The sequence below is a fragment of the Pantoea sp. X-Soil-OKNW-713 genome (assembly GCF_059730685.1).
Genome location: NZ_AP035995.1, coordinates 1,400,844 through 1,421,411, shown reverse-complemented (window position 1 = coordinate 1,421,411; position 20,568 = coordinate 1,400,844). Strand labels below are relative to the sequence as shown.

At 53.6% G+C, this 20,568-nt stretch carries 18 protein-coding genes and 1 pseudogene; 10 read left to right on the top strand and 9 right to left on the bottom strand.

Translation table 11 applies throughout. From position 1 onward, the window contains the following. Positions 1–97 precede the first annotated feature (97 nt). The 3 genes from AC6I8R_RS06530 to moeB all read left to right on the top strand — a co-directional run bounded on the left by AC6I8R_RS06530 (position 98) and on the right by moeB (position 2,578). Positions 98–520, top strand: a complete 423-nt coding sequence (locus tag AC6I8R_RS06530; RefSeq protein WP_021182546.1) for a universal stress protein — start codon at positions 98–100, stop codon at positions 518–520. 66 nt (positions 521–586) lie between these two features. Next, positions 587–1,822 carry a molybdopterin molybdotransferase MoeA gene (gene moeA, locus AC6I8R_RS06525; RefSeq protein WP_497832034.1) on the top strand — a complete coding sequence of 412 codons (1,236 nt, stop codon included), beginning with the start codon at positions 587–589 and terminating at the stop codon, positions 1,820–1,822. Further along, positions 1,823–2,578, top strand: a complete 756-nt coding sequence (gene moeB / locus AC6I8R_RS06520; protein ID WP_415173802.1) for a molybdopterin-synthase adenylyltransferase MoeB — start codon at positions 1,823–1,825, stop codon at positions 2,576–2,578. A 51-nt stretch (positions 2,579–2,629) separates the two neighbouring features. Here moeB and AC6I8R_RS06515 read toward each other — a convergent pair whose 3' ends face one another. From AC6I8R_RS06515 to mntR, 7 genes and pseudogenes are all read right to left on the bottom strand, one after another. Further along, on the bottom strand, positions 2,630–4,222 hold the full coding sequence (locus AC6I8R_RS06515; RefSeq protein WP_021182543.1) for an ABC-F family ATPase: 1,593 nt from the start codon (positions 4,220–4,222) through the stop codon (positions 2,630–2,632). Positions 4,223–4,394: 172 nt separating this feature from the next. Beyond that, entirely contained in the window at positions 4,395–4,799 is a 405-nt protein-coding gene (locus tag AC6I8R_RS06510; RefSeq protein ID WP_021182542.1) for an H-NS family histone-like protein, read from the bottom strand. A 586-nt stretch (positions 4,800–5,385) separates the two neighbouring features. Next, complete coding sequence (locus AC6I8R_RS06505; protein ID WP_415173801.1) at positions 5,386–6,915, bottom strand: efflux transporter outer membrane subunit; 1,530 nt, start codon at positions 6,913–6,915, stop codon at positions 5,386–5,388. A 1-nt stretch (position 6,916) separates the two neighbouring features. Beyond that, positions 6,917–8,485 carry a DHA2 family efflux MFS transporter permease subunit gene (locus tag AC6I8R_RS06500; RefSeq protein ID WP_208725098.1) on the bottom strand — a complete coding sequence of 523 codons (1,569 nt, stop codon included), beginning with the start codon at positions 8,483–8,485 and terminating at the stop codon, positions 6,917–6,919. Beyond that, on the bottom strand, positions 8,482–9,621 hold the full coding sequence (locus AC6I8R_RS06495; protein ID WP_497832033.1) for an HlyD family secretion protein: 1,140 nt from the start codon (positions 9,619–9,621) through the stop codon (positions 8,482–8,484). The genes AC6I8R_RS06500 and AC6I8R_RS06495 overlap by 4 nt, the downstream gene beginning before the upstream one ends. A gap of 185 nt (positions 9,622–9,806) precedes the next feature. Next, a pseudogene (locus tag AC6I8R_RS06490) lies at positions 9,807–10,917 on the bottom strand (SLC13 family permease). Positions 10,918–10,938: 21 nt separating this feature from the next. Then, on the bottom strand, positions 10,939–11,397 hold the full coding sequence (gene mntR, locus AC6I8R_RS06485; protein ID WP_013508441.1) for a manganese-binding transcriptional regulator MntR: 459 nt from the start codon (positions 11,395–11,397) through the stop codon (positions 10,939–10,941). A 265-nt stretch (positions 11,398–11,662) separates the two neighbouring features. Here mntR and AC6I8R_RS06480 point away from each other — a divergent pair, with 265 nt between their 5' ends. Further along, complete coding sequence (locus AC6I8R_RS06480; RefSeq protein ID WP_021182537.1) at positions 11,663–11,857, top strand: hypothetical protein; 195 nt, start codon at positions 11,663–11,665, stop codon at positions 11,855–11,857. Between the two features lie 127 nt (positions 11,858–11,984). Here AC6I8R_RS06480 and ompX read toward each other — a convergent pair whose 3' ends face one another. Further along, positions 11,985–12,494, bottom strand: coding sequence for an outer membrane protein OmpX (ompX, locus tag AC6I8R_RS06475; protein WP_021182536.1), 510 nt, complete (start codon positions 12,492–12,494; stop codon positions 11,985–11,987). A 379-nt stretch (positions 12,495–12,873) separates the two neighbouring features. Here ompX and rhtA point away from each other — a divergent pair, with 379 nt between their 5' ends. From rhtA to ybiO, 6 genes are all read left to right on the top strand, one after another. Beyond that, positions 12,874–13,782 (top strand): threonine/homoserine exporter RhtA, encoded by a 909-nt coding sequence (gene rhtA / locus AC6I8R_RS06470; RefSeq protein WP_415173798.1) that lies wholly within the window; start codon positions 12,874–12,876, stop codon positions 13,780–13,782. Positions 13,783–14,099: 317 nt separating this feature from the next. Beyond that, positions 14,100–14,603, top strand: coding sequence for a DNA starvation/stationary phase protection protein Dps (gene dps, locus AC6I8R_RS06465; RefSeq protein ID WP_036624544.1), 504 nt, complete (start codon positions 14,100–14,102; stop codon positions 14,601–14,603). Positions 14,604–14,926: 323 nt separating this feature from the next. Then, positions 14,927–15,673, top strand: a complete 747-nt coding sequence (gene glnH / locus AC6I8R_RS06460) for a glutamine ABC transporter substrate-binding protein GlnH (protein ID WP_013508436.1) — start codon at positions 14,927–14,929, stop codon at positions 15,671–15,673. 84 nt (positions 15,674–15,757) lie between these two features. Then, complete coding sequence (gene glnP / locus AC6I8R_RS06455; RefSeq protein WP_013508435.1) at positions 15,758–16,417, top strand: glutamine ABC transporter permease GlnP; 660 nt, start codon at positions 15,758–15,760, stop codon at positions 16,415–16,417. Next, entirely contained in the window at positions 16,414–17,136 is a 723-nt protein-coding gene (glnQ, locus tag AC6I8R_RS06450) for a glutamine ABC transporter ATP-binding protein GlnQ (protein WP_013508434.1), read from the top strand. The genes glnP and glnQ overlap by 4 nt, the downstream gene beginning before the upstream one ends. 120 nt (positions 17,137–17,256) lie before the next feature. Next, on the top strand, positions 17,257–19,506 hold the full coding sequence (ybiO, locus tag AC6I8R_RS06445; protein WP_497832032.1) for a mechanosensitive channel protein: 2,250 nt from the start codon (positions 17,257–17,259) through the stop codon (positions 19,504–19,506). 2 nt (positions 19,507–19,508) lie between these two features. Here ybiO and rlmF read toward each other — a convergent pair whose 3' ends face one another. Further along, positions 19,509–20,435, bottom strand: coding sequence for a 23S rRNA (adenine(1618)-N(6))-methyltransferase RlmF (gene rlmF, locus AC6I8R_RS06440; RefSeq protein WP_208725094.1), 927 nt, complete (start codon positions 20,433–20,435; stop codon positions 19,509–19,511). Positions 20,436–20,568: the final 133 nt, after the last annotated feature.

Sequence of the window (20,568 nt, the reverse complement as noted above, 5' to 3'; positions counted from 1 at the left end):
TGGTTTATGCCTTTAAGTTTGACAAAAGCGTGAGCAGTGCCCGGTTTAGCAGGGGCGAAACACTATACTCACAGCAAAGATCATGCCGGAGCAAGCCATGAACAGTTATAACCATGCCCTGGTGCTGGTTCAGGGAAATCAGGATGGCGCATTGCTGTTGAACCACGCCGTGACGCTGGCTGAAGAACTGGCGATGACAGTCACCCTCGCCCATATCAGCGATGATTACCGGGAAATGAATTATGTGTCGGACAGCCTGATGAACGATGTGGTGTCGGAGGATGTAATTCGGGCGAAGGCGCTGATGAGCAAGCTCTCCGCCAGCGTAAGTCTGCCGGTTAAATGCCATGAGCTGGTTACGTTGCGCCGCTTTAAAGACGTCGAAAAATGCATTGCCGAAAAACATATCGATTTAGTGATTGTCGGACACCATAACCGCTTTATGGGGGTCCTCACCTCCAATTCCATGGAATACATCAACCGGTTAAACATTGATGTGCTGATAAAACATTTGCCGTAATAATGCGGCGGCAGGCATTTGCCTGCCATAATAGGCAGCATCTGACATAACCAGGCTGATATGGACATGGAACCTTTTACTGCGGGCTTAATCTCCCTCGAAGACGCCCAGCAAAAAATGCTGGCGCAACTCACCCCGATTACCGATTCATTGCAGGTATCGTTATTCGAAGCCGCCGGGCGTATCACCGCCCAGCCGGTGTTATCGCCGCTGGATGTCCCCCCCTTCGATAATGCCGCGATGGACGGTTATGCAGTACGCCTCGCCGATGTTGCACCGGATCGCGTGTTGCCTGTCGCGGGCAAAGCCTTTGCCGGTGGACCTTTCAACGGCGAATGGCCGCTAGGAACGGTTATCCGCATCATGACCGGCGCGCCGGTCCCCGCAGGCTGTGAAGCGGTGGTGATGCAGGAAGAAACCGAACAACGTGACGGTGGGATTGTCATCACCGCACCGGTCAACGCCGGGCAGCATATCCGCCGCAGTGGTGAAGATATTCAGGCGGGCAAACAGGTACTGGACGCCGGTGTGCGTCTCGGCGCCGCCGAGCTGCCGCTATTGGCCTCTTTGGGCATCGCCCAGGTCAGCGTGCTGCGTAAATTGCGGGTGGCGATTTTCTCCACTGGCGATGAATTACAGGCGGTGGGACAACCACTGGCAGCAGGACAGATCTACGATACCAATCGCTTCACCGTGTCGTTGATGCTGAACCGCCTTGGTTGCGAAGTGATCGACCTTGGCGTGATTGGCGACGATCCGGTGGCATTGCGCCAGGCATTCAGTGAAGCCGATCGCCAGGCCGATGTGGTGATCAGCACGGGCGGTGTATCGGTCGGTGAAGCCGACTTTACCAAAGCCATGCTGGAGGAGCTGGGGGCCATCACCTTCTGGAAACTGGCGATCAAGCCCGGTAAACCTTTTGCCTTTGGTCGACTCGCCAACAGTTGGTTCTGCGGCCTGCCGGGCAACCCGGTATCGGCGGCAGTGACCTTCTATCAACTGGTTCAGCCGTTGCTCGGTACCCTCACCGGCCAGCAAGCGCCGTTGATACCGGCACGTTTGCGCGCCAGAGCCACCCAGCGTCTGAAAAAATCACCGGGACGCCTCGATTTCCAACGCGGTATCTTCAGCCGTGGCGCAGACGGGATGCTGGAAGTTCGCAGCACCGGATCGCAGGGTTCACATGTGTTCAGTTCCTTTGCGCTGGCGAACTGTTTTATCGTGCTGGAGCGTGAACGCGGTAACGTGGAAGCTGGTGAATGGGTCGACGTTGAACCCTTCAACAGCCTGCTGGAGGGATAAATGCACGCGGAGTTAAGCGATGAAGAGATGCTGCGCTACAACCGGCAAATCGTGTTGCGTGGCTTCGATTTTGACGGGCAGGAAAAACTAAAAGCCGCGCGTGTTCTGGTCGTTGGGCTTGGCGGGCTGGGTTGTGCCGCCGCACCTTATCTGGCCGCAGCGGGCGTGGGGCAACTGACCTTGCTGGATTTCGATACCGTCGCGCTCAGTAACCTGCAACGGCAAATCCTGCATCGTGACAGTACGATTGGTATGGCGAAAGTGGATTCTGCTGCACAGCAGCTGGCAGCGATCAATCCCCATTGCCAGTTAGAAACCCTCAATGCGCAGCTTGAGGATACGGCGCTGGGCACCCTGATTGCCCGTCATGATGCTGTACTGGATTGCACGGATAACGTCCAAACGCGTGAACAGATCAACCGCTGGTGCTGGCAACACAAGGTACCGTTGATTTCTGCTGCCGCGATTCGCATGGAAGGCCAGCTCAGCGTATTTACCTGGCAGCCGGATACGCCCTGCTATCGTTGCATCAGCCGTTTGTTTGGCGAGCAGGCGCTGAGCTGCGTTGAAGCCGGTGTGATGGCTCCGTTAGTTGGGGTTATGGGGGCCATGCAGGCGATGGAAACCCTTAAAGTTTTGACGGCCTTTGGCACCCCAGCCAGCTCACGGTTGCTGATGTACGATGCCTTGAGCGCCGAGTTTCGCACGATGAAAGTGGCGCAGGATGCGCATTGTGAGGTGTGCGGGGGGAAATAAACAACCGTACCAGCTCATTGCGGCGCGATAAATCGCGCCGCTACGCTGTTTTTACACAATCCCCTGGCTACGCAGATAATCTTCGTAGTTGCCGGTGAAGTCCACCACGCGATCACCTTTGATTTCCAGCACACGGGTTGCCAGCGAGCTGACAAACTCACGGTCATGCGAGACGAAAATCAGCGTGCCTTCGTACATCTCCAGCGCCATGTTCAGCGATTCGATGGATTCCATATCGAGGTGGTTGGTCGGTTCGTCCATAATCAGGATGTTCGGTTTCTGCATCATCAGCTTACCAAACAACATACGGCCCTTCTCACCACCGGACAGAACTTTAGCTGGCTTCTTGATATCGTCCTGGCTGAACAGCAGACGACCAAGAATGCTACGCACTGCCTGCTCGTCGTCCCCTTCCTGTTTCCACTGGCTCATCCAGTCGAACACCGTCAGGTCGTCGGCAAAATCTGTCGCGTGATCCTGCGCGTAATAACCAATGCGCGCATTCTCGGACCATTTAACCGTACCATTTTCCGGTGTCAGCTCGCCTACCAGCGTTTTCAGCAAGGTGGTTTTACCAATACCGTTGGCACCCAACACCGCCATTTTTTCTCCGACTTCCAGCAGCAAGTTCAGATTTTTAAATAACGGGCCGTTATCGAAACCTTTGGTGATGGCTTCCACTTCCAGCGCATTGCGGAACAGTTTCTTATCCTGTTCAAAACGAATAAAGGGGTTCTGACGGCTGGAGGCTTTCACTTCATCCAGTTTGATTTTCTCAATCTGTTTAGCACGCGAGGTTGCCTGACGCGATTTTGAGGCGTTAGCGCTAAAACGGCTGACAAAAGATTGCAGGTCGGCAATTTGCGCTTTCTTTTTCGCATTATCTGCTAATAAACGCTCACGCGCCTGGGTGGCTGCGGTCATATATTCGTCATAGTTACCCGGATAAACGCGCAGCTCGCCGTAATCCAAATCCGCCATATGCGTGCAAACCATATTCAGGAAATGACGGTCATGCGAAATGATGATCATGGTGCTGTTACGTTCGTTCAGTACCTGCTCCAGCCAGCGAATGGTGTCAATATCCAGGTTGTTGGTCGGTTCATCGAGTAACAGAATATCCGGGTTGGCAAATAATGCCTGCGCCAGCAACACACGTAATTTCCAGCCGGGCGCAATTTCGCTCATCGGTCCGTAATGTTGTTCTACTGGGATACCTACACCCAGTAATAATTCCCCTGCGCGGGATTCAGCACTGTAACCATCCATTTCACCGTATTGCACTTCGAGGTCAGCAACTTTATAGCCTTCCTCTTCGCTCATTTCCGGCAAGGCATATATGCGGTCACGTTCCTGCTTGACGGCCCATAATTCATGGTGCCCCATAATCACGGTATCGAGCACGCTATATTGCTCAAAAGCAAACTGGTCCTGACGCAACTTACCGATACGTTCATTCGGGTCGAGGGAAACATTTCCCGCGCTCGGCACCAGGTCACCGCCCAGTATTTTCATGAAGGTCGATTTACCGCTGCCGTTTGCACCGATTAAACCGTAACGATTACCGCCGCCAAATTTAACGGAGATATTCTCAAACAGCGGCTTACTGCCGAACTGCATGGTGATATTGCTGGAAACTAACACGGCATTGACCTTTGTTACGCAGTGGAGGAAAAAACAGCGGGCATTATGCCAGAAGCAGGCACCGGGATGCCACCATTGTGCGGGCCAGGTACAACAAGCCGTTGTTTATTAACCCATAAAAAAAGCCGAAGGTGATGTCACCTTCGGCTCCCGCTTACAAGGATTGTGCAGATTATTTGATCAGGAAGCTGTCGAGGCTTTTGCCAGCATCCAGTGCTTTTTTAATCGCAGCAGGAGTACGGCCCTGACCAGTCCATGACTTCTCTTCACCGTTTTCATCAGTGTAAGAATATTTTGCCGGACGCGGCGCACGCTTGGCGCGTTTTTTACCGGTTTCCAGCGCACCCAGTAATTCGTTCGGATCAATACCGTCAGCCAGCAACATTTCGCGGTATTTAGACAGCTTCTCTTCTTTTTCGCGATTCTGCGCTTCTTCCGCTTGTACTTCTTCACGACGCTCGGTGACGACCACGGTTAATTTTTCCAGAATCTCTTCGAGGTCAGTCAGTGGCAGATCGCGTGCCTGTGCACGTAATGTGCGAATGTTGTTCAGAACTTTAAAGAATACGTCACTCATTACAATGTCCTTGCTTAAGGGGGTTTAAATAAACTGTAGTGGCAAGATTACCCAATTCAAATAAAAAAATAAATTAATTTTACATCGCGGATAATTCTTAAGGGATAACGATAATGATCACGCAGTTGATTAAACCAGGCGGGCCGCTTTATTTACCCCAAATTAACACCGACAACTTGTACCCTCAGCGAAATCCTGCATCGATTTTCAGAGGATATTGTCTCTGCGGCAGAAGTGAGCACAAAGGTAAACAAAGATTAATGGACTGATGAAAACATGTTTTTAGCTATGCAATGCTTATTTATAGCATAACCAGGTTAAGTCACATTTTTACGCAAACAAACATAAAAAAGACCGGTATTTCACCGGCCTGTATCACATTTTCATCGGCATGTTCAGCGACTTTTCTTTATGGCTTTCGTCTTGCCGGTTGTTGTTGCTCATCATGACAAACAGCCGGACAAATAATGTTCTGGCCATTGGCGTGTAAAGTCAGAGAGGTCACGGAATTCACGCTCAGGAAAATAAAGAATACGCGGGAGTCAACATCGTGAGCCGCAACTGTACCCGCTGCGGCCCTGACAGATTATTTGACTTCAGTTGCCGGACCAAATACCGCGTAGTCAGGCAGATTGACCGTCTGATACGGTTCCCAGCCACCGCCGAGCGCTTTATACAACGCCACCAGGTCTAAAGCCGTTTGCATCCGCGCCTGAGTGGATTGCGCCTGCGCCTGCGCCAGCTGACGTTGTGCATCCAGCACGTCGAGGAAGGTGGAAATCCCCTGGCGATAGCTGTCAGTCGCGAGATCAAAAGCCCGTTGTAGCGCCCCGGTGGTTTCATCCAGCGCCGTCACCTGCTGTTGGTCAGCGCGATAACTGACCAGCGCGTTTTCCACGTCCTGTAAGGCCGTGAGCACCGTCTGACGATACTCAAGCGCCGCATTGGCCTGCTGCGCGCGCGCCAGTTTCACGCTGGACACCAGTTGCCCGCCCTGAAAGATCGGGATCGAGAGCGACGGGCCGATGCTATAAAAGTGGCTGCTCCAGTTGTCCAGATAGCTGGCGTCGGTGTTACGCACGCCAAGTTGCCCGGTCAGTGACAAGCTGGGGAACAGCTCTGCCACCGACACACCAATATTGGCGGTTTGCGCGTGCAGCGTGGCTTCCGCCTGACGAATGTCCGGTCGACGTCGCGCCAGCGTGGAAGGAATACCCACTGATATCAGTTTCGGTAACGCAGGCAGCGGTTTTACGCTCGCCAGTTCACTGTCCAGCGCGCCAGGGGTTTTCCCCAACAGCACCGCCAGCCCATTCATCGCCTGGCGCTCCTGCGCCTGGTATTGCGGCAACTGCGCGTTAAGGGATGACAACTGCGCACGGGCGTTCTCAACATCAGTCAGCGGTGCCATACCGTTGCGCTGCTGGCTCTGGGTCAGTTCTGAGGTTTGTTGCGCGACGGTAATCTGCTCCTGCAAAGTTTGCAGCACCGCCTGCGCACCGCGCAGTTGCAGATACGCTCGCGCCACTTCAGCTTGCAGCGAAACCAGTGCATCGTTACGCTGCTCAATCGCCGCCTGCTGCTGCGCATTGGCCATCTCGATCTGACGTCGCACTTTGCCCCACAGATCCAGTTCCCAACTGGCATCGAAGCTTCCCTGATACAAATTCACCGAATGCGTCAAACCATTGAGCTGACCCGCCACATCGCTATCGACCTGATTGTATACACCGTTCGATTCCAGCAACCCCTTCAACCCAAGCTGCTGACGGGTCATTTTGGCCGAACCGCTCAGCGTCGGAAACAGCCCGCCACTCGCCTGCGCCAGCTGCTCACGCGCCCCGGCAATGCGCAGCACCGCCTGTTGCAGCGTCAGGTTATCGGCTATCGCACGGGTGATCAGACTGTCGAGTAACGGATCGTTAAAACTTTTCCACCATAGCGGGTTGGTCGCCGCTGACAACGGTTTTGACGCTTCCTGCGAGGGGAGATCACGGTAGCTGGCAGGCGTTTGTGCATGGGGTGGCTGATAATCTGGCCCCACCGCACACCCGGCCAACAATAGCGCGAGCGAGATGACACTGAGTGACGGCGCGCTGCGCACGAACTTGTTCATTTTAATGGGCTCCTGCACTGCCTTCACTCTTAATCGGCGAAAGCAACCAGCAAAAAGGAATCAACAGTACTGCCACAATGCTCAGCCCCATAAAGACATCGATATAGGCAAGGATGCGTGACTGGGCGATCATCTCCTGGTAAAGCTGACCGCTGGCAATTTGCAGCGGATCGCCCACCGCCGTGGTGTAATCACGGATCGCCTGCGCCCAGTGCTGCAACGTGAGGTTAAATGGCTCATTGAGCGGCGTCATGTTGTGCACCATATTGGCCGACTGCGTCTGCATTCGCTCGGTGATCGCCGCCGTTGACAGCGAGATACCGATTGATCCCGCCACGTTACGGAACATGGTAAATAACGCAGCTGCATCAGCGTTTAAGCGCTGCGGTACGGTGATAAACGCAATGGTGGTCAGTGGCACAAACAGGAAGCCAAGGCCAATCGACTGCGCACTGCGCATCAATACCAGGGTGGTGAAATCGACATTCGGCGTCAGGCGGGTGGAATAGCAGAACGCCAGCGCCAGGCAACTGAAACCAAAGGCGATGATGTAACGTGTCTGCACAATGGGCATCAGCTTCAGCACCAGCGGGATGGTCAGCACAATCAGCACCGCGCCGGGCGACAGCACCAGGCCAGACCAGGTGGCGGTATAACCCAGATCCTGCTGCGCTAACTGCGGCAACACCACCGAACTGCCGTACAGAATCATCGCCATACCCGCCATCAGCAACCCGGCGACCCAGAAGTTGCGATCCTTCATCACCGTCAGATCCACCACCGGCTTACGCACGTAGAGCAGCCAGTAAACGGCACCGACAATCCCCACCACCGCCAACCCGGCAAACAGGCGAATAAAGTGGGAGGCGAACCAGTCGGCATCTTCACCACGGTCCAGCATCACCTGCAAACATCCCAGCCCAAGGGTGATCAGCCCGATACCGATGTAATCAATCTTCAGGCGGCCTTTTTCCCATTTGCTTTCCCACGGCGGATCTTCCAGCAACTGGTAAATTGCCAGCACCGTCAGAATCCCGACCGGGATGTTGATAAAGAATACCCAGCGCCAGCTGTAGTTGTCGGTGATCCAACCGCCCAACGTGGGACCAATCACCGGTGCCACAATAATCGCAATCGAGGAGAGGCCAAATGCCTTGCCGCGATCTTCCGGTTTGAAATAGTCGAGCAGCACCGATTGCTGCGTTGGTTGCAGACCACCGCCAAAAAATCCCTGCATCACGCGAAACAGAATGATTTGCCACAGCTCCGTCGCAATGCCGCACAGAAATGAACAGACGGTGAACATCACGATACAGATCAGGAAAAACTGTTTGCGACCAAACAGGCGGGTAAAGAAGGCCGAAATAGGCAGGACGATGCCGTTCGCCACCAGGTATGACGTCAGCACCCAGGTGGATTCGTCATAACTGGAGGAGAGCGATCCGGCGATATGTGGCAGCGCGACGTTCACGATGGTGGTGTCAAGGATCTCCATAAACACCGCCAACGTTACCGTGATCGCCACCAGCCAGGGATTGCTGGCGGGCTTCCAGCTCTGGCTCGCACTCATTCCACAGTCACCTTCGGTTCAACTGACAGTCCCAGCGGCAATGGATGGTTGGCATCAAGACCTTTATCGATGACAATTTTCACCGGCACACGCTGGACGATTTTCACATAGTTACCGGTGGCATTCTCTGCCGGGAAGGTGGAGAAGCGCGAACCGGTCCCCATCTGGATACTGTCTACATGCCCTTCCAGCTTGAGGCTCGGCCAGGCATCAACACTGATTTCCACTTTATCGCCCGGATTCATCCGCTCCAGTTGCGACTCTTTAAAGTTGGCGGTAATCCAGATATCGGGCGAAACCAGCGAGAACAACGCAGTTCCCGCCTGCACCAGTGAACCGATATGGACATTACGTTTGGTGACGAAACCCTCGTATGGCGCACGCACCTGGGTGTAAGACAGATTCAGTTCGGCGGTATTCAGTTGCGCCTGCGCCTGCTCAACCTGCTGTTGACGCGCTTCGACATTGGTTTCCTGGGCACGAAGCTGCAATTGCACCTGCGATGCCACCTCAACCTGCGCCTTCGCGCTAAGCAACTGTGCTTCGGCGGAGCGTAATTGCACCGTCGCGCTGTCAATATTGCGCTGCGAGGTGGCGCGCGGATCAACCGCATGTTGCCGGCGAAAATCGGCCTGGGCATTGAGCAAATTTGCCTGCGCTTTCGCTTGATCGGCTAATGCCTGGTCGCGCTGTGCCGGATATTGTACGCGGGACAACGCCAGTTGCGCCTGCGCCTGATGCAGCTGCGCTTGCGCCAGCCCGAGCTGGGCTTTCGCCTGATCGCGTTGTGCCACGTTATCACGCGGATCAATCTCAACCAGCAAATCGCCTTTCTTCACCCGCTGGTTATCTCGTACCAACAGATTCACCACATAACCTGCGGCTTTCGGTGCGATGGTGACGGCATTGCCTTCGGTAAAGGCATCATCGGTGGTTTCAATGTTGCGATTGCTAAACCAGAACCAGAAAATCACCAGCAGCATGATCACGGCAACAATTACCAGGATAACCAACGGCTTTTTACCTGGTCGTTTACGTTCCGGCTCATTATTATTTGATGAATTGACGTTCGATTCTTCTGGCTGATGTGGGTTTTGTGCCGCGTGTACAGACGGCTGATTTTTGTTATCACTCATAAATTGTCATCTTAATCCTGGCCCCGATCCCCGGGCGTAAGCGGTCAAGTTAACCTTAGATAACAAATTGACAAATTCCAGTGTTTCTTTACAAAACAGTGAAAGCACGCATTTTCAGCTCAAAGGCGCGATAACATACTGAAAAGGCGGTGACTAACCGCCTCAGGTGAAGAGAATTCGCTGGTTTAGCGCAGCCATTGCAACAGCAGCCAGCCACTGAGCATCGACCACGCCAGCATCGGCAGTGAAAAGAGGTGGAAGCGCCACCAGACGCGGCGATCCTGTGCCATTCGCAACGCAATCAGGTTGGCCAGCGACCCCGGCAGCAAGCCAAATCCACCGATATTGACTGCCCAGGCCAGAACATCGGAGGGCGGCACCTTTTGCAACAACAGGATAGTTGAGGGCACATTACTGATGATTTGCGACAGACCAATCGCCAGCAGATACAACCCACCCTCACCTAACTGGCCAATGGCGGCGAAATGCGGCTGTAGCAGCGACAGATGCATCAGTAAAAAGACGTCGATAAACATCGCTACAAATACCAGCAGCAAACTCCAGTCGATGCTGATCAGTACCTGACGGGCCAGCAGTAAAAAAACACCCCGCAACCAACAGCAGCGCCCACCCCGTTAGCTTCAGCTCCAGCGCCACCACAAACAGCAGGTACAACACCACGCTGAGGATAAACAGCGGCTTTTGCCACTGATGTTCCTGCCCGGCGTCATGTTTCTGGATGGCACGCGGCGAAAAACTCCACCAGGTCAACGCCATCAGTGTCAACATCAGCCAGGCCGCAATCGGCAGCATTTGCAGAATAAAGGCGGAGACGCTCAGCGAACCGTGGCTCCATAACAGGATATTTTGTGGGTTCCCCACTGGCGTAAGCAGCGATCCGGCATTGACCGCCAGCGCTTCGAAGATGATCAGGCGCGAAATCGGCAGGCGGGAAAACTTACGCAGCGTCAGGGTCAGCGGCACCAGAATAAACAGCGCAACATCATTGGTGAGAAAAGTAGAAAGCAGCGCAGCGGCACAGACCATAAACAACGCCAGCGCCCGTTCATGCTGAAATCGCTGGATTAGCCGCGCGCCCAGCACATCAAAATAGCCGCTGTTTTCCAGGCCTTTGGTCAACATCAACAACCCGGTGAGCGTCATGATGGTGTGCCAGTCCACGGCTCCCGGCAACTGCTGCCAGCGGAAATCCGCAAATGGCAGCAATATCACACCCAACAGCAACAACAAATGCAAAATGCGATCACGCATGAAAGAACGAAGCACGATGGGCATGATGGCGAAAAGCCTTAACAGTTAGCGACTCTCATAAAACTTCTTAAACACGGCGAGGGTTTCATCACTGACATGATGTTCAATACCTTCCGAATCACGGCGCGCCGTTTCGGGACTGATGCCCAGCGCCAACAGAAAAGTTTCTACAATGTGATGACGCGCACGGCTCTCTTCCGCCAGTTTCTCCCCTTCACGCGTCAGGAAGACCCCGCGATAGGGCACCTGCTCAACCAGTCCGGTGCTGCCGAGGCGCTTCAACATTTTCGCTACGGTCGGTTGGGAAACACCGAGCCGCGCAGCCATATCTACCTGGCGCGCCTCACCAAATTCACGAATCAAATCAGAGATTAACTCAACGTAGTCATCAATTAATTCACGACGATGTGCTTCGCGCACCTGGCGAAATCCTTCGACATGCTCCTCTATATCTTTAAGCGGCCCCTGCGGCGGGGTAATGGCGCTCTTGGCACGACGACTCATTCAGCTTCCTCTTTATTATTTGCCATACCAGAACTGCGGTACGGGCTAGCTGCGCTCATTGTAAACCAGGCACAAATAAGCACAAAATTTTCCTAAATAGCCTTGGCTAAAGGGTATAGCCGGTGCTATATTCGCTGATAATGTAAGCAGCAATGCTCACAAAGGAGGCAAACCATGCATGACCCTTATTTGCTGTTGCTCCTTTTCCTGTTGTTTATCGCAGGTCTGTGCTTACTGTTACGTCGTCAATAATCGGGAGGTGAATATGACCACCATGAAAAGCTGCCTTGACTGTGGCAAATGCTTCCAGGCGGAAAAAAGCGCGCCAGCTTTCGAGCTGAAATCGCTGCTGTGCCTGTTGAGCCGCTCACCGTTCGCGCTGCGTCTGATGTTGATCGAAAAGCTCACCGGCAAAAAACTTGCCGAGCGCCCCTGCCCGAATCTGATCTGGCGCGGCTAAGCGCATCCCCTGACTAATTTTGAATGCGGCGCGATTGATCGCGCTGCTTTTGTTTGTCTGCGAAAAAGACATAAAAAAACGGCCCCATCGGGGCCGTTTCGTTTGCAACTCTGGTCTAAGCAAAAACTTAGAAGCTGTAGCCTACGCCAGCAATCCAGGTGCCTACGTCGACGCTGCGGATGCGGCTCTGCTCGTAGCCCACGTCCAGTGCAACGTTCTGAATCGGGTTGAACTGCAAACCTGCACCGTAAGAGAAACCTACGTCGCTGGTGTCAGATTTCTGACGGTCAGCACCGTTAGACTGGTATTTACCGTAGCCCAGACCTACAACACCGTAGATGCTTGCCCAGTCGTTCAGACGGTAAGCCGGACCACCAGTGATGCCGTAGTACTGGCCTTTGTTGTACACGCCAGCGTCAGTGCGATCTTTCTCGGTGTAGGTGAAAGAACCGATCCAACCCAGCGGGTTAGTACCGTCTTCGTAACGGTATTTCAGGTTGAAACCGTTAGCTTTGTTGGCAACACCCTGGTAATCGCTCTGAGCGTAACCACCGGTAACGGTGCTCTGCGCCATGGCAGAACCTGCTGCGACTGCCAGTACACAAGCCAGTGCTGAAAGACATGCAATTTTTTTCATAACCACCTCAAATGTGATAAAACTTCTCTCCTGACAACGCCTAAAAATATAACAAAAAATAGCGCGAAACTCTGCCGTTAATTTGTTGTCTAACAGATTGTTTGGTGTAACAGAAAGTTAATGAAGTTTCCTATGTCATTCATTTTTCTTATAAAAAGCGTCATCAAACTGCAATGAACTTTCTTCCCGCCATTTACACCTTTAAGTAAATTCCTAATCCTGGCTGACATTTCTTTACGGAAATGGACCTGAAATTGGCTGTTTTTTCAGCTGCCGTTGCGATTATTTTTGCCGAAAGTGCGCCTCCTTATTTGCGCGCAATTCCTTTACACTGCTGGCTGTTACTTCGATGTTAATAACAACAGGGATTGATTCCAGCATGTCTGCACCTCTGACTGCCAAAAAACTGACGCCGGTGGTTTTCCCGATCGCCGTGCTGCTGATTGCCATGCTGTCGCTACAAGGCGGCGCATCGTTGGCGAAATCGTTGTTCCCCACCGTCGGTGCGCCTGGCATCACCGCCCTGCGTCTTGGGTTGGGTACCCTTATCCTCTGCGCCATCTTTAAACCCTGGCGTCTGCGTTTTACCCGTGAACAACGTATGCCACTGCTGATGTATGGCCTGGCGCTCGGTTGCATGAATTATTCCTTCTATCTCTCCATCCGTACCGTGCCGCTGGGTGTCGCGGTTGGACTGGAGTTTACCGGGCCGCTGACGCTGGCGTTGCTGGGTTCCCGACGTCCACTGGACTTTCTCTGGGTGCTGCTGGCAGTAATCGGTTTATGGTTTCTGCTGCCGATCGGTGAAGGAATGAGCCATATCGACCCGCTGGGTGCATTGCTGGCCGTTACGGCTGGTGCCTGCTGGGCGATCTACATTCTGGCGGGTCAGCGCGCGGGGGCTGAACACGGCCCGGCGACGGTAGCGATGGGTTCCTTAATCGCCTCGGTTATTTTTGTCCCTCTCGGTCTGACCTTTGCGCATAGCGGTATCTGGCACTGGGAAATTTTGCCGCTGGCCCTGCTGATTGCCTTACTCTCCAGCGCCATTCCTTATTCGCTGGAGATGATGGCGCTCACCCGCTTACCCGCGCGCATCTTTGGCACGTTGATGAGCCTGGAACCCGCCATGGCCGCGCTCTCCGGCATGTTATTCCTTGGTGAATTACTGACGTTAAAACAAGGGTTTGCCCTACTGGCGATCATTATCGCCTCAGCCGGTTCCACGCTAACGATGAAACCGAAAAGCCCACAAATTAACGAAGTAGATTTAAATCCCCCACAATAAATATCGATATATTCAGCCAGCCCTCTGACTGGCTGAATATATCAACCATTCTCATTATCAATTTTTATTTCCTGCCAGCCTGTTTTGTTATTATTTTGCAACATTCATGAAAGACAATTAACAGATATATTTTATCTGCATGATAAAACTAGTTTTTGTAATTAACTTCCCCTCACAGCATTTAATCTCCCGGCGATGATCAATGGGTGTTTACCTATTCCTGATATTGACTGAATCAATCCTGCAAGCCGGGGAGGTGCTGCTATACTTATTCCCGTGCTTGATTAGGACAACCCATCAACAAGAGGAATTTAATGATGAGTACCGCAAAACTGGTTAAAACAAAATCTTCCGATCTGATTTACACCCGTAACGACGTGGCTGATAGCGAGAAGAAAGCCACCATTGAGGTGCTCAACCGTCTGGTAGTGGAGTTTATTGACCTGTCGCTGATCACCAAACAGGCGCACTGGAACATGCGCGGCGCGAACTTTATTGCGGTGCATGAAATGCTGGACGGCTTCCGTACCGCGATTACCGATCATCAGGACACCATTGCTGAACGTGTGGTACAGCTGGGCGGCGTTGCGCTGGGCACCACTCAGGTGGTCAACGATAAAACGCCACTGAAAAGCTACCCGCTAAATATCCACAGCGTGCAGGATCATCTGAAAGCGCTGGCCGACCGTTATGCCATCGTGGCAAACGATGTCCGTAAAGCCATCAGTGAAGTGAGCGATGAAGATAGCGCGGATATATTCACCGCCGCATCACGCGATCTCGATAAGTTCTTGTGGTTTATCGAATCTAATATCGAATAATCAGTAAATTCTTAATCAGGCGGGTTTAACCCGCCTTTTTTATGCCTGTGTAACATCCTGGTGCTTTTTTTGACACCGTTAACAATTTCTTCATCCCTGCTTTTCCTGCCCTGCGCTCTGGGGCACACTGTGCCCTGCACCACAAAGGCACCGCGCACCATTTTGGTGCTTCATAATGGTGCATTTCGTTTTCTGTAAGCAAAATCGTGTCAGCAACGTTATGCAACCTGCTGATTTCGCGACAAATGAAAAGTTGGCATAGTTTTTTCATATGATCAGCCGCAAATCAGGCCAGCAGGTCTGGAAGGTAATAAGGAAAAATGATGAAGTCACTGATTAAAGTCTCCGTGGCAGCCCTGGCGCTGGCCTTCTCTCTTTCATCCACCGCAGCAGATAAAAAACTGGTTGTCGCCACTGACACCGCTTTCGTTCCGTTCGAATTTAAGCAGGGTGACCAATATGTCGGTTTTGATATCGACCTGTGGGCCGCTATCGCTAAAGAACTGAAACTGGACTACACCCTGAAGCCAATGGATTTCAGCGGCATCATCCCGGCACTGCAAACCCGCAACGTCGATGTGGCGCTGGCAGGTATCACCATTACCGATGAACGTAAAAAAGCCATCGATTTCTCTGACGGCTACTACAAAAGCGGTCTGCTGGTGATGGTGCGTAGCAACGAAAACAACATCAAAAGCATCGATGATCTGAACGGCAAAGTGGTGGCAGTGAAAAGCGGCACCGGTTCTGTTGATTACGCCAAAGCGCACATCAAATCGAAAGATCTGCGTCAGTTCCCGAACATCGACAACGCATACATGGAGTTAGGCACCAACCGTGCTGACGCCGTGCTGCACGATACCCCGAACATCCTGTACTTCATCCACACCGCGGGCAAAGGTCGCTTCAAAGCCGTTGGTGAGTCAATCTCAGCTCAGCAGTACGGTATCGCGTTCCCGAAAGGCAGCGACGACCTGCGTGAAAAAGTGAACGGCGCGCTGAAAACCCTGCGTGACAACGGCACTTACAACACCATCTATAAAAAATGGTTCGGCAGCGAGCCTAAATAATTCGCATCTTGTTCTATTTTTATCTTTGCAGCAGGGCTGATTCAGCCCTGCTTTTTCCATCGCAACAAATTCTGGAGTTCCACCATGGAGTTTGACTGGAGCGTCATTTGGCCTGCCCTGCCGATTTTGCTGGAAGGCGCCAAAATGACCCTGATTATTTCGGTCCTCGGCCTGGTCGGCGGTTTGATTATCGGCCTGGTGGCCGGTTTCGCCCGCGCTTACGGCGGCTGGATCGCTAACAACATCGCACTGGTTTTCATTGAATTGATTCGCGGCACGCCAATTGTGGTGCAGGTGATGTTTATTTACTTCGCCCTGCCGATGGCCTTCCCGGACCTGCGGATTGATCCGTTCACCGCTGCGGTGGTGACCATTATGATCAACTCGGGTGCCTACATCGCGGAAATCACGCGCGGTGCGGTGCTGTCAATCAACAAAGGCTTCCGTGAAGCCGGTCTGGCATTGGGTCTGTCTCGTCGCGAAACGCTGCGTTACGTGATCATGCCGCTGGCGCTGCGTCGTATGCTGCCGCCGCTGGGTAACCAGTGGATTGTCAGCATCAAGGACACCTCGCTGTTTATCGTGATTGGTGTGGCAGAACTGACCCGCCAGGGCCAGGAAATCATCGCCGGTAACTTCCGCGCGCTGGAGATCTGGAGCGCCGTTGCCATCATCTATCTGGTTATTACGCTGGTGTTGAGCTTTGTGCTGCGCCGTATTGAGAAAAGGGTGAAAATCCTGTGATTGAATTTAAAAACGTCTCTAAAAACTTCGGCCAGACCCAGGTTCTGCACGACATCAACCTGAAAATTAATCAGGGTGAAGTGGTGGTGATTATCGGCCCATCCGGTTCCGGTAAATCAACGCTGCTGCGCTGCATTAACAAGCTGGAAGAGATCACCACCGGCGATCTGATTGTCGATGGCATGAAGGTGAACGACCCGAAAGTCGACGAACGCCTGATCCGTCAGGAAGCGGGCATGGTGTTTCAGCAGTTCCACCTGTTTCCGCAGATGAGCGCCCTGGATAACGTGGCCTTCGGTCCGATCCGCGTGCGCGGTGCGAAGAAAGAAGATGCGCAGAAGCTGGCGCGTGAGCTGCTGGGTAAAGTGGGCCTTGCCGAACGCGCGCACCATTTCCCGTCTGAACTTTCCGGTGGTCAGCAACAACGCGTCGCCATTGCGCGCGCACTGGCGGTAAAGCCGAAAATGATGTTGTTCGATGAGCCAACCTCTGCCCTCGACCCTGAACTGCGCCATGAAGTGCTGAAAGTGATGCAGGACCTGGCCGAAGAAGGCATGACGATGGTCATCGTGACGCACGAAGTGGGTTTCGCACAGAAAGTCGCCTCGCGCCTGATCTTTATCGATAAAGGCACCATCGCCGAAGATGGCGACCCGGACGCGTTGATCACCAACCCGCCGAGCGATCGTCTGCGCGAGTTTTTGCAGCACGTATCTTAATCCGCTGTTGTGCCGTAACGGTGCGGTATATCGCGCGCCGTTACGGCATCCCCCTTTCGGACTCATCTCCCTCCCCCACTGTCTATACTTTCCCCTTGTGCGAAGCTGAAGGAGAAAGCCATGTCGTTTGCCCGCCCACAATGGCGTCGTGCCATCTGTTGGAGCCTCAGTCTTATCTGCCTGCTGCTGATCCCGGCCACACAGGCGGCAGTTGCCGCACAGCAATCCTCTCCCCCCGCCAACAGTGACAGCACCCCAACCCTGGAAGAGAAAAAAGCCGCCTATGCCGCACTGGCTAACATACTGGAAAATAACGACTCTCGTCAGGAGTTGATTGATCAGTTACGCCAGGCCGCCAGTACCCCTTCCACCAGCGCAGCACCGGTACTCGAACCGCCAAAAGCGACAGATGAAGATCCTACCGTGCTGGAGAGCGTCACCAGCGTGACCCGAGAATATGGTGGCGAGGTGGCGTCACAATTTGCCCAGTTGCATAACAACATCGCCAATGCCCCGCACAAACCTTTCAACCAGCAAACCTTCTTTAATGCCCTGAAGCATTTTGTGGTGCTGGCAGTGGCGGTGTTTGCCTTTTACTGGCTGGTACGCCGCCTGATGTCACCGTTTTGGCATCGCATGGGACAATGGGGCCGTGATAAAAACCGCGATCACAATAACTGGCTGCATCTGCCCGCGACCATCACGCTGGCGTTTATTATCGATTTGCTGCTGCTGGCGTTAACGCTGTTTATTGGCCAGATCATCAGCGACAACTACCACGGTGATAACCGCACCATTGCTTATCAACAGGGATTGTTTCTCAATGCCTTTGCGTTAATTGAGTTCTTCAAAGCGGTGCTGCGCTTAATCTTTTGCCCCAACTACCCAACGTTACGTTTTTTCCATTTGCCAGACGATCGCGCTCGTTACTGGAATACCCGTCTGAGCTGGTTAAGTGGCATCATCGGCTACGGTTTGCTGGTGGTGGTACCTGTCGTGTCTAATCAGGTGAATATGCAGGTCGCGGCACTGGTTAATGTCCTGGTGATGGGCATTATGACCGTCTGGGCGCTGTGGCTGATTTTTCGCAACAAACGCCGCATCCATGATGCCCTCGCGCGCCTTGCCGATCGCAGCCTGAGTTTTTTTGCGCTGTTTATCCGCGCCTACGCTATGGTGTGGCACTGGCTGGCAAGCGCTTACTTTATCGCCCTGTTTCTGCTTTCCATTTTTAATCCCGGTGACAGCCTGAAGTTTATGATGTCAGCCACGGTGCGCAGCCTGGCGATTATTGGTATCGCCGCGCTGATTTCCGGCATGTTAACGCGCTGGATTGGTAAAACGCTCACGCTCTCCCCTGAGTTGCGCCGTAACTACCCGGAGTTACAAAAACGCGTCAACGACTGGGTAAAAGCGCTGCTCAAACTGGCGCGGGTGATAACCGTGCTGGCGACCCTGTTGTTGTTACTGAATGCGTGGAACCTGTTTGACCTCTGGCACTGGCTGACCTTTGGCACCGGACAGAAGATGGTCGACGTGCTGATCCGCATCGTGATGATTGTGTTGCTGTCGGCGATTGGCTGGACGCTGCTGGCGAGCCTGATTGAGAGCCGTCTGGCATCGGATTCCCACGGTCGTCCAATGCCAAGCGCTCGTACCCGCACGCTGCTGACGCTATTCCGCAACGCGCTGGCAGTGGTGATCAGCACCATCACCATTATGATTTTGTTGTCTGAGGTTGGGGTGAATATCGCCCCATTGCTGGCGGGCGCAGGCGCGCTGGGGCTGGCGGTATCCTTTGGTTCGCAAACGCTGGTGAAAGACATCATCACCGGCGTGTTTATCCAGTTTGAGAACGGGATGAATACCGGCGACCTGGTGACTATCGGCACCATCACCGGCACGGTGGAACGGATGTCGATTCGCTCCGTCGGAGTACGCCAGGATACCGGTGCGTTAAATATTATTCCCTGGTCCTCGATCACCACCTTCGCCAACTTTGTGCGCGGCATCGGCTCGTTCGTCGCCAACTATGATGTTGACCGCAGCGAAGACACGGAAAAAGTGAATGCCACCTTACAAGCGGCGGTGCAAGAATTGCTGGAAAATCCGGAGATTCGCGGCATGGTGATTGGGGAACCCAGCTTTGCCGGACTGGTCGGGCTGACCAACCAATCCTTCACCGTGCGTGTCTCCTTCACCACCCAACCGCTGAAGCAGTGGTCGGTGCGGTTTGCGCTGGATGATAAGGTGAAAAAACACTTCGATGCTGCGGGTATCAAAGCGCCGCATCAGACGGTGGAGGTGATGCAAACCGGCAGCGATGTCGCATCCGCCGCCAGTTTTCAGGCGTTGCCGCCGGGCGCGTGAATTTAGCGCTTCAGTCGCTGAGCGCGCGAGGCTGGTGGCAGGAAGGTCCAGGCGATAAACCGGCTCTGCTTCTGTCCCTGCGCCATCTCGATAATACGTACCTCGTACGCATCAAGATCGCGCAGTTGGTCGCGCAGCGCGGGCAGATTCTCCTTGCGTGACACCAGCGAAGTGAACCACACAATACGGTCAGCAAAAGCAACGCTTTCGGCAATCATCTGACCAACAAACTTGCGCTCGCCGCCGTCGCACCACAACTCGTTATGCTGACCACCAAAGTTGAGCGGCGTGCTTTTCTTCAAGCCGAGGTTACGCACTTTACGTTGACTGCCCGCCGCAGCGTCTTCTGCCGAAGCATGGAACGGCGGATTACACAGGACCGCCTGATAGCGTTCATTTTTGTGCACCACCCCGGCGAAAATCGCTTCGGGTTGCTTCTGACGGCGCAGGCGAATGCCACGCTGTAACCCCGGATTGCTGGCAACAATCTGGTTGGCGGCGGTGATCGCTTCCGCTGTGATATCGGTGCCGGTAAAGCGCCAGCCGTACTCGGCATGACCAATCAACGGATAGATGCAGTTGGCACCGCAACCAATATCCATCACGTCCACATCGCGCGGGATCACCCCGCCGTTGTCCGTCGCCAGCAAATCGGCCAGCGCATGAATATAATCTGCCCGGCCCGGTACCGGCGGTGTCAGATAGCCTTCCGCCAACTGCCAGTTAAGGTTATAAAACAGCTTCAGCAGCGCCTGATTAAGTAACATCACCGCCTGCGGATCGGCAAAATCCACCGACAGCTCGCCGTAGCCGTTCGGGCGCACCTTGTCTGCCAGTGGCGGATGCGCCGCCGTTAAAGCAGCAAAATCATAACGGCCCTGATGGCGGTTACGCGGGTGGAAGGGCGAGGTGGCGGCTGGTTTGTTCATAGGTTCTCCGATCGATAACGCGGCGTAAGATACTCCGTGTTGGGAAAAAAAGAAAATCTCTGCCCATTTGCGTTACGCTGTTAAATTCGGTAGCGGCGCAATTTATTGCGCGTTTTGCCCTATTTCAGCCACG

What these genes read in the sequence shown, in the direction of transcription:
- AC6I8R_RS06530 (WP_021182546.1), top strand. Translation starts at nt 98, where the DNA reads ATGAACAGTTATAACCATGCCCTGGTGCTGGTTCAGGGAAATCAGGAT.
- moeA (WP_497832034.1), top strand. Translation starts at nt 587, where the DNA reads ATGGAACCTTTTACTGCGGGCTTAATCTCCCTCGAAGACGCCCAGCAA.
- moeB (WP_415173802.1), top strand. Translation starts at nt 1,823, where the DNA reads ATGCACGCGGAGTTAAGCGATGAAGAGATGCTGCGCTACAACCGGCAA.
- AC6I8R_RS06510 (WP_021182542.1), bottom strand. Translation starts at nt 4,799, where the DNA reads ATGAGTGACGTATTCTTTAAAGTTCTGAACAACATTCGCACATTACGT.
- AC6I8R_RS06505 (WP_415173801.1), bottom strand. Translation starts at nt 6,915, where the DNA reads ATGAACAAGTTCGTGCGCAGCGCGCCGTCACTCAGTGTCATCTCGCTC.
- AC6I8R_RS06500 (WP_208725098.1), bottom strand. Translation starts at nt 8,485, where the DNA reads ATGAGTGCGAGCCAGAGCTGGAAGCCCGCCAGCAATCCCTGGCTGGTG.
- AC6I8R_RS06495 (WP_497832033.1), bottom strand. Translation starts at nt 9,621, where the DNA reads ATGAGTGATAACAAAAATCAGCCGTCTGTACACGCGGCACAAAACCCA.
- mntR (WP_013508441.1), bottom strand. Translation starts at nt 11,397, where the DNA reads ATGAGTCGTCGTGCCAAGAGCGCCATTACCCCGCCGCAGGGGCCGCTT.
- AC6I8R_RS06480 (WP_021182537.1), top strand. Translation starts at nt 11,663, where the DNA reads ATGACCACCATGAAAAGCTGCCTTGACTGTGGCAAATGCTTCCAGGCG.
- ompX (WP_021182536.1), bottom strand. Translation starts at nt 12,494, where the DNA reads ATGAAAAAAATTGCATGTCTTTCAGCACTGGCTTGTGTACTGGCAGTC.
- rhtA (WP_415173798.1), top strand. Translation starts at nt 12,874, where the DNA reads ATGTCTGCACCTCTGACTGCCAAAAAACTGACGCCGGTGGTTTTCCCG.
- dps (WP_036624544.1), top strand. Translation starts at nt 14,100, where the DNA reads ATGAGTACCGCAAAACTGGTTAAAACAAAATCTTCCGATCTGATTTAC.
- glnH (WP_013508436.1), top strand. Translation starts at nt 14,927, where the DNA reads ATGAAGTCACTGATTAAAGTCTCCGTGGCAGCCCTGGCGCTGGCCTTC.
- glnP (WP_013508435.1), top strand. Translation starts at nt 15,758, where the DNA reads ATGGAGTTTGACTGGAGCGTCATTTGGCCTGCCCTGCCGATTTTGCTG.
- ybiO (WP_497832032.1), top strand. Translation starts at nt 17,257, where the DNA reads ATGTCGTTTGCCCGCCCACAATGGCGTCGTGCCATCTGTTGGAGCCTC.
- rlmF (WP_208725094.1), bottom strand. Translation starts at nt 20,435, where the DNA reads ATGAACAAACCAGCCGCCACCTCGCCCTTCCACCCGCGTAACCGCCAT.